The organism is Streptomyces sp. TM32 (assembly GCF_004122755.1).
Classification (GTDB): Bacteria; Actinomycetota; Actinomycetes; order Streptomycetales; family Streptomycetaceae; genus Streptomyces; species Streptomyces sioyaensis.
Map to the genome: position 1 here is coordinate 1 of NZ_SDIG01000201.1, position 10,404 is coordinate 10,404.

The following is a 10,404-nucleotide window of genomic DNA, read 5'->3' on the forward strand; positions in this document are numbered from 1 at the left end:
GTTCCAGTTGGGCCGGGGCGGTGGAGGGGGCGATGGACCGGTGGACGGAGGCGCCGGCATCGGCGTTTGCGGAGGCGCGGACAGAGGCGCGTACCGAGGTGCGTACGGGGGCGGACATGACGCCCTACGAGGACGGTCAGTTGCTGACCATCGGGGCGTTCGCACGGGCCTCCCGGCTCTCGCCGAAGGCGCTGCGCCTCTACGACGAACTCGGCCTCCTGCCCCCGGCCCGGGTCGACCCGCACAGCGGCTACCGCCACTACGCCCCGGCCCAACTGGAACGGGCCCGGCTGGTGGCCTGGCTGCGCCGGCTCGGGATGCCGCTGGCCCGTATCCGTGAGGTGTGCGAGCTGGCGCCGGCCGCGGCTGCCGGGGTGGTCGCCGCGTACTGGGCGCAGGTCGAGGCCGACACCGAGGCCCGCCGGGACCTGGCCGCCTTCCTCGTCGATCAGCTGAAGCGGAAGGACACCGAAATGACCGCTCCCCGTACGCCCCGTACTCCCCTGACGATGCGTTGCGCCGCCCTGACCGACCGGGGGCTGGTACGCCCGGCCAACCAGGATGCGGCCTACGCGGGACCGCGGCTGCTGGCCGTGGCCGACGGCTACGGCCCGCGCGGCGGCCCGGCCGCCACCGCTGCGATCGACGCCCTCAAGGGCCTGGAGCACCAGGACCTGACCTCGGAGGATCTCCTGGGCGCCCTGGAGGGGGCGGCCCGTCGCGCCCACCGCGCCGCCCCCTCGGCGGACGAGGCGACCGGCAGCACCCTCACCGCGCTGCTGCGCTCCGGCAGCCGGCTGGCGCTGCTGCACATCGGGGACTCGCGCGCCTATGCGCTGCGCGACTCCGGTCTCTTCCGGATCACCCACGATCACAGCCTGGTCCAGTCGCTGATCGACGAGGGCCGGCTCACCCCCGAGGAGGCTCCCACACACCCGCAGCGCGCCCTGTTGCTGCGCTCGCTCGACGCGGACACCGAGTTCACCCCCGATGTGCAGCTGCTCGAAGCACGGCCCGGGGAGCGCTATCTGCTGTGCACCGACGGTCTGACCGGAGTGCTGCCGACCGAGACGATCCAGGACGTGCTGACCGCGGCCGACACCCCCGACCAGGCCGTACGGGAGCTGATCCGCCTGGCCCACGAGGCGGGAGCGCCGGACAACGTGGCCTGCGTGGTGGGGGAGATGGCGGCGGCGTAGGGCAACTGAGGGCGCGGCGTAGGGCAATCGCGAGCACGCAGTAGGACGATCGCGAGCGCGCCGGCCGGCTTCTCCAGCCGGCCGGCGCACGCTCCCGGCCCGTTCGGGGGCGGCCGTTCAGGCCATTGCCTCGGGCCCTCAAGCCCTCGGGCCCTCAAGCCCTCAAGCCCTCAGCCCTCAAGCCCTCAGGCCAACCCCTTCAACATCCCCTTGAAGTAGAGCTGCGGCAGGCCGTAGCGCTTGAGGAACCACATGTCGGTGCGTTCCCGGGTGGTGTCGAGGAAGGGGATCGAGGGGGTGGGCTGCAGGTCGTAGTCGAACTCGGCGAGCAGCATCTTGTGCCGGGCGGTGACCAGGGGGCAGGAGGTGTAGCCGTTGTAGCGGGCGGTGGCGGGGCGTCCGCGCAGTCCGGCGAGGAGGTTGGCGACGACGACCGGGGCCTGCTTGCGGATCGCCGCGCCCGTTTTGGACGTCGGGAGATGGGCGACGTCGCCGAGGGCGAACACGTTCGGGAAATCGGGGTGTTGGAGGGTTTCCCGGTCGGTCTTGACGTATCCGTGCGGGGAGTCGGGGTCGGCGAGCGGGCCGTCGGCCAGCCATGCGGGGGCGCGCTGCGGCGGTACGGCGTGCAGCAGGTCGTAGTGCACGGTCTCGGTCTTGCCGGTGCCGTGGTCGGTGATCTCCGCCTCGCGCGCGGCGCCGTCAAGGCGGGTCATCTCGGAGCTCAGCCGCACCTCGATGCCGTACCGCCGGGCCGTCTCCGTCAGCGCACGGTCGAAGACCGGCACCTTGAACATCGCGGGCTCCGGGAGCACCAGGATGGTGCGGATCGCGCCCAGTACGCCGCGCTTGCGCCAGTGGTCGGCCGCCAGATACGCGATCTTCTGCGGGGCACCGCCGCACTTGACCGGCCCGGACGGCATGGTGAACACCGCCGTGCCGCTCCGCATCCGGCGGATCAACTCCCAGGTGAGCGGGGCGAGATCGGGCCGGTAATTGCTGCTCACCCCGCCGTGGCCGAGGGCCGCGGACAGACCGGGCACACCGTCCCAGTCGAGCTGCAGGCCGGGAGCGAGGACCAGCCGCCCGTAGGACAGCACCCGGCCGGAGGCGGTGGTGACCGTACGCGCGGTGGGGTCGACCGCGGTGGCGCGCTCGCGCAGCCAGCGCACCCCTGGCGGTATGACGTCCGCCTCGGTGCGCAGCGAGGCGCGCAACGGGGCCTGGCCGCCGCCGACCAGCGTCCACAGCGGCTGGTACCAGTGCGTTTCGGAGGGCTCCAGCAGGGTGACGTGCCGGATGCCGGCACGTCGTAAGCGGGCGGCGACGGTGATGCCTGCGGTGCCGCCGCCGACGATCAGGACCTGGTGGTGGGACGGGGCGGCGGATGCCGGAGCCATGTGTACCTCCTGGAGGGTGGTGGAAGGGACGGGACGATACGGGCGGGCCGGGGTCACGGGACCCAGAGGTGCGGGAGGGCGACGGCCGCCATCGCGACGGCGAGGACCGTGACGAGGCCGGCGAAGGCCGTGGTCAGGGCCTGCGGGTGCAGGCGGGCGGTGAGGCGGTTGCCGAGGTTGCTGCCGACCGCCGCGCAGGCCGCGAACCCGGCCAGCAGCGGCCAGTCCAGGGTGCCGGCGCCGGCCCGGGTGCCCAGCGCGGTCAGTGAGTTGATGAGGATGACGAGCAGCGAGGTCCCTATGGCGACCGGCATCTCCAGGCCCAGCACCAGGGTGAGGGCCGGTACGACGACGAAGCCGCCGCCGACCCCGAAGAAGCCGGTGAGCAGCCCGACGGCGGAGGCGGTCGCGGCGACGCGCGCGGGACGGGTGCGGGTGGGGGTGGCAGCGCCCGCACCCTGCGGCACGGGCACCCCCAAGGGCGCGGCACCGTCCGCCCCCCGTGCCGCGCGCCGTCCCCGTAACAGCAGCATCGCCGCCACCACGAGCATCAGACCCGCGAACGCCGCCATCAGCACCGTGGGATCCAGGGCCGCGCTCCACCGGGAACCGAGGTAGCTGCCGGCCGTGCCCAGTGCCCCGAAGGCCGTGCCGGCCGCCCAGCGGACCCGCCCGGCACGGGCGTGGCACACCAGCCCGGTCACCGCGCCGACCGTGACGACGACCAGCGCGCCCGCGGTCGCCTCGTGCGGCGACTGCCCCAGCACATAGACCAGCGCGGGCACCGCCAGCACCGAACCGCCGCCGCCCAGCGCGCCCAGCAGCAGCCCGATCAGCAGCCCGCACGGCAACGCCGCGACGGCTATGAGGACGGACACGAGGCCCGCGGTGCCAGGGCGACGGCCCGGCTGGTGTCGGACCACTCCGCGACGAAGGTGAACCGGTCGCCGCGGACCACCGTCTCGCGCCACTCCACCGGCCGCTCCACGGCCCGCCCCAGCCGCTCGATGGCGAACGCCGGCTCCCGGTCGGCCAGTCCCAGCAGCCACGCCTGGCGGATGTCCGGCAGGAACGGATGGATCCGTTCCCGGCCGCCGGTGACCTTCACCCCGCAGCGCCGGGTCAGCTCCCCGTAGAGCGAGGTGTGCCCGAAGTCGGCGTCCAGCAGCGGCTCGGCGACCTCGGCGGGCAGATACGCGGTGTCGTGGGCGAGCGGTTCGCCGTCCGCGAGCCGCAGCCGTTCCAGGACGATCAGCGGCGCGTCCGGGATCAGCCCCAGATGCCCGGCGACCGTGCCGTCCGCGGTCCGCTCCAGCCGCAGCACTTCGCTGCGCTGCTCCACGCCCTGGCCCTCCAGCTCGCGGAAGAGGCTGTAGAGCGAGCCCAGCGGCTGCTGTATGTGGCGGGTGCCGAGCCGGCTGGCGCGGCCGCGTTCGGCGATCACCAGGCCGTCGGCGCGCAGCTTGCGCAGCGCCTCGCGGACGGTGTGCCGGCTGACCCCGTACTCGACGGTGAGCCGGTGCTCGGCCGGGAACTCCTCGTGGAACGCGCCGGTTTCCATCCGACGGCGCAGATCGGCGAAGAGCTGCGCCCACAGGGGCAGTGGCGAGTGCCGGTCCAGGGGGCGCGGCTCGTGCGCGCCGTCCGGCGGCTCGGTCGTCATGGTGATTCCTCCGCGGACTGACGAGTGGGGGCGGGGCGGGGCAGGGGCACCGGATCGGCTGATACACGGTCATATTGCTTGACGGGCAGCCGACCTCGGCTTGTCGCCCGCCCTCTGCGTACCTAATGTACGTACATCCGTGCATCCGCACAACGCACCCTGCCCGGACGGGTCCCGGCCCGGCCGCCGGACGGGCCCGCACACTCTGGAGGCCGACCGTGCACTTCGCGCAGTACTACCTCGACTGTCTGTCCCAGGCGTCGTATCTGATCGGCGACGAGACCACCGGACGGGCCGTGCTCGTCGACCCGCGACGCGACACCGACGAATACGTGCGTGATGCGGAAGCCGCCGGCCTGCGCATCGAACTCGTCGTCGAGACGCACATTCACGCCGACTTCCTCTCCGGCCACCTCGAACTCGCCCGTGCCACCGGAGCCACAGTCTGCTTCGGTGAGGCCGCCGAAACCGGCTTCCCCATACGGCGGTTGAAGGACGGCGAGCGCATCCAACTCGGTGGAGACGACGGCGACGGGGTCACCCTCACCGTCCTCGCCACGCCCGGCCACACCCTGGAATCCATCTGCCTGGTCATCCGCGAACACCCCGACGACGACGTGCCGTTCGGCGTGCTGACCGGCGACACCCTCTTCGTCGGCGATGTCGGCCGCCCCGATCTGCTGTCCGCCGCCGGGCACTCACCCGAGGACATGGCCGCCCGGCTGCACCACTCCCTGCACACCAAACTGCTGGCCCTCCCGGACGCGACCCGGGTCTTTCCCGCACACGGCGCCGGATCCGCCTGCGGCCGCAGTCTCTCCACCGAAACCAGCTCCACCATCGGCGACCAGCGGCGTCTCAACTACGCCCTGCAACCCATGCCGGAGGCCGACTTCGTGCGACTGGTCACCGCGGGCCAGCCCGCCACCCCCGGCTACTTCGCGCACGACGCGGCCCTCAACCGCGACGGCCACCCCCTCCTGGAGCCCGGCCCGCCGACCGCCCTCACCCTGGACGAGGCCCTCGCGGCCCGCGACCGCCAGGGCGCCGCCCTCCTCGACTGCCGTCCGCTGACCGCCTACACCCGCGCTCACCTGGCCGGTTCGTTTCATACGAGCCTGGACACGCGGTTCGCGGAGTACACCGGCAGCGTGGTCGCCCCGGGCACCCCGATCGTGCTGCTCGCCGACCCCGGCGCGGAGCAGGAGGCTCGCCTCCGCCTCGCCCGCATCGGCTACGACCACGTCCTCGGCCATCTCCCCGACCCCACCGCCGTACTGGAGCGCTGCCCCGCCCTCACCCGCCACAGCCATCGCATCCGCCATGAGGAACTGGTGGGGGAGCGGGGCTGGTGGAGCGGCGGGGCGCTGGGTGGGGGTGAGCCGGGCCGTGGCGAAACGGGCCGTGGTGAACCGGGTCGGGGTGAACCGGCGGACCGTGGGGCAGCCGGCCGTGGCGCTGGTGGCTCGTGGCCGGCCGGTGTCCAGTTGATCGATGTCCGCAACCCGGCCGAGTACGAGGCGGGGGCCCTCCCCGGAGCCCGCAACATTCCGCTGGCCGGCCTCCGGCACCGCATCGGCGAACTGGATCCGGACCGCCCGGTGGTCCTGTACTGCCGCAGCGGCAACCGATCGGTGATCGCGGCGGCCCTGCTGGAGGCGCACGGGTTCGGGGACGTGTGCGACGTGGTGGGCGGCTACGAGGCGGTGGCGGCGGACGCGGCGTGAGCGCTGCCGGACGGGCCGGCGGACGACGCGGCCGCGGACGATACGGCCGCGGCTGTCTCGGCCACATCAGCCGCCGGCCGCTCCGCCCCAGTCGCCCCGGCCGGCCCTGTGCGGGCCGCGGCGCCTCAGTCGTTCCGGTGGACGCCCCCGCCCCGGCCGGCCCGGCGGCCCAGGCGTCCCCGCACCCGGGGGACCACGGGGACCAGCAGGGTGAGGGCGAGGACGGCGGCGACGGCCAGGCAGGCGGCGGCGGGGAGAGCCAGTGCCGGGCCGGCGCCACCGCCCGTTCCGGCCCCGGTGACGCCGCCGGTCCCGGCCCCGGTGACGGCGAGCCAGATCCCCGCCGTCGCGGTCAGCGCCGCCTTCGTCACCCCGGACGCCTCGCCCGCCCGCTCGCGGCGTACGACCGCCTGGGTACCGGTGAGAGCCAGCCCGCCGGCCACCCCCAGTGCCCCCGCGGCACCCGTCGACCCCATCAACAGCGCGGGGGCGCCCGTACCGTACGTGGCCCAGCCCAGCCCGACCGCGGAGAGGGCCAGACAGCCGGCCATCACCGGCACGGCGGCCGCTGGGCGCACCCGGCCGGCCGCCGGGCCGCCCACCGCCAGCGCGACGGCGGGCGCAAGAAACGCCACCCCCGCATCCCGCACCGACCACCCGTGATTCCGCTGGAGCACCCACGGCACCACGTACAACAGCGCCACGGTCGCGGAGTTGGCGAGCGCGCCGCCCGCGGTCAGCGCCACATACGGGCGGTTGCGGAACAGCGCAAGGTCCACCAGCGGCGCGGGGGAGCGCCGTTCGGCCCGTACGAAGAGCGCGCCGAGCGCCGCCGCACCCATCGCCCAGCCCCAGGCCGCGGGATGTTCCAGCCAGCGGACGAGGCAGCCCAGCGCGCCCGTGGCGGCGGCCGCGCCGGCGGTGTCGAAGCGCTGCCGGGCCTCCGGATCACGGGACTCCGGCGCCCGCCGGGCGCACAGGGCGGCGGCCAGGGCAAGGGGCACGGTCAGCCAGAAGACCGCACGCCAGGAGATGTACCGGGCGAGCACACCGCCGATGAACGGGCCGCAGACGGTGGCCAGTCCGGCCAGCCCCAGCGCCCGGCCCGTGGCCCGTTGCCCGTGCCCCGGCGGCCAGGCGTGGGTCAGCAGGGCCAGCCCGGCGGGCATGAGCAGCGCTCCGCCCGCACCCTGGAGCACCCGCACCGCCACCAGCAGCGGCAGCGACGGCGCGAGCGCGCACAGCACGGCGGCGACGCCGAAGAGCACCGTGCCGAGCGTCATCATCCGGCGCCGCCCGTGGAGGTCGCCGAGGCGGCCGGCCACCGGCATCAGCGAACCGGCGGCTAGGAGATAGCCGCTGACGATCCAGGGCGTGGCGGCCGCGGAACCGTGCAGCTCGTCGCGGACGACCGGGAGCGCCGGGTTCAGCGCGAAGGCGTCCAGTTGGACGCAGCAGGCGCCGGCGGCAAGGGCGGCCTGTGCCCAACGGGCCGGCCGGCCCGGGCGCGGGCGCTGTTCGGATGGGGGCAGGACGGGCATCGGGCCGCCTCTCATGTGCCCTCGCGCACGTGCGGGAGGGAAACGGGAAAAAGAATTGGGGTGAGAGGGGATGGAGTGCACCGGAGAGGGGCATGAGTGCCGGGGCGGGCTGCGCGCACGGCCGGAGGAATCCGGGGCGGTGCGCCGGGCCCGGAGTGATGCGCCGGGGCCGGGGCGAGGAGCCGTTGGAGTCCGCGGCGAGGACCGGGCGGGGCCGGCGCGTGAGGCGCTGCCGCGCGGGTGCGGGAGGGCGGGCGCGAGCCCGTTGAACGGACGTTCAGCGATCGTTGATCGGCGATCTCCAAGCTGGTCCGCATGTTGCGCCGTGTGACTTCAGAGCATGCAGATGACGCCAGGGAACTGCAAGAGCCGCAGGCGTCGCGGATCGCCCTCACCTGGAACGGAGAGCCCGGACGCCAAGAGGAGCTGACGCACGGCATGCTCCTCGACCAGGCCGTGCGGGCCGCGGCCGCGCTCAGCCGGCTCGGGGTGCGAGCCGGCGACCGGGTCGCGGTGCATCTGCCGCTGGTGCCCGAATCGGTGATCGCCACGCTCGCCTGCGGGCGGTTGGACGCGATACGCACCACGCTGCCGGTCTCGCTGACGGTGCCCGAGCTGGTCGCGCGGACCCAGGAGTCCTCCGCCCGGGTGCTGATCACGGCCGATGCGGCGTTCTGGGACGGGGCGGTACGTCCGGTGAAGGCGCTGCTGGACCACGCGCTGGCACGGGGTGCGGCCTCGGGCGGCGTACCGGACCGGAAGGTGCTGGTGGTGAACCGGTGCTCGCGGCCGGTCTCCTGGAAGCCGGGCCGCGATCTGTGGTGGCACGAGGCCCTGGGCATGCCGGCCGTTCTCCGCTGACGAACGAGCCGCCCCGGGGGCACGGCGCGGTTGACCGCGCGCCCGGGGGAGCACGGCGCGGATGACCATGGGCCCGGGGGCAGCTTCTGGCGCATGTAGCCGAGCGGCCGCGGGCCGGGCGATGGTGGCCGAGGCAGCCTGGCCCGGGCGGCCGTGGCTGAGACGGGTCCGGGGATGGCGATCACAGCCGGGGAGGTGCCGGCCTGGCGATCACGGCCGGGGGAGGCGCGGGCCCGGCGTTCAGGGCTGTGGGGGCTGTGGGCCTGCCGATGCCGCCCCCGGACGGGGAGCGGCCCTCACCCACTAAGGCCACAAAACAGGACCACTGCCCTATATCCACCTAGCGTGGGCTCCGTGCCACAGCCATCAGACGCCCCAGCAGCCTCGGGAGTGGACCCGGGGGACATAGCGGCGCCGCCCCGGCGCAGGCCCCGGGCGGTCCGCGCGACGTTGATGGGCTCGGTTGCCGCGCTTCTGCTGAGCGCCGCCATCGTCCTGGGCAGCCGTATGCTGCGGGACTTCGACTCCGCACTGCTCCCCTACGCCGTGGCCACGGTCTTCCTCGCCTTCGGCATCGCCTACCGCTGCACCGTCCGATGCAGCGATCCGTCCGCCCGCCGTCTCCACAGGCAGGCCGGCCGCCCCACCCTCCTCTCCAAGGACGCACGTTCCACGGAAGACGCCACCGGAGCCGAAATATCCAGCGCAGGCCCCAGTCCACGCAGCCCTCGGCAAGGCTGCTCCAGGCAAGGCGGCTCCAGCGTCGGCAGCCGTGACGAAGGCCGCGCAGAGGAGGATTTCCGCTACCTCCCCGAGGAAGGTCTCCGCAGCCTCCCCGAGGAAGGTCTCCGCCGGGTATCCGCCGCGCTGCCCCGGGAGGCCGTCGCCGGTCTCGGTTTCCGGAAATTCGTCGGCGCACACTCAGCCGCTCGCTGGGTCGCCCACCAACTCCTCTTCTGGGGCTGCCTTCTGGCAGTGCTCATCAGCATCCCGCTCGTCTGGGGATGGCTCACCTTCACCGCGGCAACCGGGCCCGGACCCGGACCCGGACCTGGTTATGACCTGCGGATCTGGGGCTTCAGAGTCATTGGCTTCGATCCCTCCGACATCATCGGCTGGTTCGTTTTCCGCGGGCTCGACCTCGCGGCCCTGCTCGTCATCGCGGGCGCCGGCTATTTCCTGTGGCGACGCCTACGGGACCGTGCGGCCGTACCCGGAGCGCGCGTCGCTTATGACCTCGTTCCGTTGCTTGCCCTCCTCGTCATCTCCGTCACCGGACTTCTGCTGACGTTCTCGGCGCTCTTTCTGCACGGCGGCGGCTATCGGTTGCTGGCGTTGCTGCACATGGCATCCGTGCTGTTCACCCTCGTTTACCTCCCGCTCGGGAAGTTCTTCCACCCCGTACGGCGGTCCGGCGCGGTCGGCGAAAAGCCGTTCGCCCGCAGCGCCCGACTGGACGAATAGCCCCTTCCCTGGGCCGTCGCAGGCAACTCCCCGGCTCCGCCCCGTACTTCGAGAATTCCCCGATCGGAAAGGCGCTGCCCCATGTCTCGCCATGAGAACGCACACTCCCGCCATTCACTCCCCGGCTCCGACCGGAATCGCCCCCACAAACGCAGTGATGCCTCGCAGAGCCCGCCGACCCGCCCCCACGACGGCCATCGCCCGCACCCCATACCCACGCACGACAAGGGCCGCTGAGCCGGATACTCACGTACGACAGGGCTGCTGAGCCGGATACCCACGTACGACAGGGCTGCTGAGCCGGGATACCCACGTACGACAGGGCTGCTGAGCCGGATACCCACGCACGACAGGGCTGCTGAGCCGGGATACCCACGCACGACAAGGGCCGCTGAGCCGGGCGGAATCCGGGTACGGCTGTGGTCGGACGGCCCCCCCCGGGGGCGCTACCCGGACGGTGGCCCAAGACCGCTGCCTGGGCGGTGGCCCGGATCGCGGCTCGAACGGCTACCGGGGGGAGGGGCCCCTCCCCCCGGTAGCCGTTCGAGC

The 10,404-nt window shown here is 73.6% G+C and carries 8 protein-coding genes; 4 read left to right on the top strand and 4 right to left on the bottom strand.

The features are described 5' to 3' along the window. Positions 1–116: 116 nt before the first annotated feature. Positions 117–1,199 (top strand): MerR family transcriptional regulator, encoded by a 1,083-nt coding sequence (locus EST92_RS28355; protein WP_129283585.1) that lies wholly within the window; start codon positions 117–119, stop codon positions 1,197–1,199. Positions 1,200–1,384: 185 nt separating this feature from the next. Here EST92_RS28355 and EST92_RS28360 read toward each other — a convergent pair whose 3' ends face one another. Genes EST92_RS28360 through EST92_RS28370 form a run of 3 tightly spaced genes read right to left on the bottom strand, consistent with a single transcriptional unit; the run spans position 1,385 to position 4,262 of the window. Next, the gene (locus EST92_RS28360) at positions 1,385–2,599 is read right to left on the bottom strand and encodes an FAD/NAD(P)-binding oxidoreductase (protein ID WP_129283581.1); all 1,215 of its coding nucleotides are present in this window, start codon (positions 2,597–2,599) and stop codon (positions 1,385–1,387) included. Positions 2,600–2,652: 53 nt separating this feature from the next. Continuing rightward, positions 2,653–3,477: a sulfite exporter TauE/SafE family protein gene (locus EST92_RS28365; protein ID WP_129283582.1), complete on the bottom strand. Its 825-nt coding sequence runs from the start codon at positions 3,475–3,477 to the stop codon at positions 2,653–2,655. Continuing rightward, entirely contained in the window at positions 3,462–4,262 is an 801-nt protein-coding gene (locus EST92_RS28370; RefSeq protein ID WP_129283583.1) for a GntR family transcriptional regulator, read from the bottom strand. Before EST92_RS28370 ends, EST92_RS28365 begins: the two co-directional genes overlap by 16 nt. Positions 4,263–4,480: 218 nt before the next feature. Here EST92_RS28370 and EST92_RS28375 point away from each other — a divergent pair, with 218 nt between their 5' ends. Continuing rightward, positions 4,481–5,989, top strand: a complete 1,509-nt coding sequence (locus EST92_RS28375; RefSeq protein WP_129283584.1) for an MBL fold metallo-hydrolase — start codon at positions 4,481–4,483, stop codon at positions 5,987–5,989. Between the two features lie 125 nt (positions 5,990–6,114). Here EST92_RS28375 and EST92_RS28380 read toward each other — a convergent pair whose 3' ends face one another. Beyond that, on the bottom strand, positions 6,115–7,530 hold the full coding sequence (locus tag EST92_RS28380; RefSeq protein ID WP_174244160.1) for an MFS transporter: 1,416 nt from the start codon (positions 7,528–7,530) through the stop codon (positions 6,115–6,117). 327 nt (positions 7,531–7,857) lie between these two features. Between EST92_RS28380 and EST92_RS28385 the strand changes: the two genes are divergently transcribed. Together EST92_RS28385 and EST92_RS32455 are read left to right on the top strand one after the other, a co-directional pair. Further along, complete coding sequence (locus tag EST92_RS28385) at positions 7,858–8,391, top strand: AMP-binding protein (RefSeq protein ID WP_254069076.1); 534 nt, start codon at positions 7,858–7,860, stop codon at positions 8,389–8,391. A gap of 354 nt (positions 8,392–8,745) precedes the next feature. Beyond that, positions 8,746–9,855, top strand: a complete 1,110-nt coding sequence (locus EST92_RS32455) for an MFS transporter (RefSeq protein WP_254069083.1) — start codon at positions 8,746–8,748, stop codon at positions 9,853–9,855. Positions 9,856–10,404: the final 549 nt, after the last annotated feature.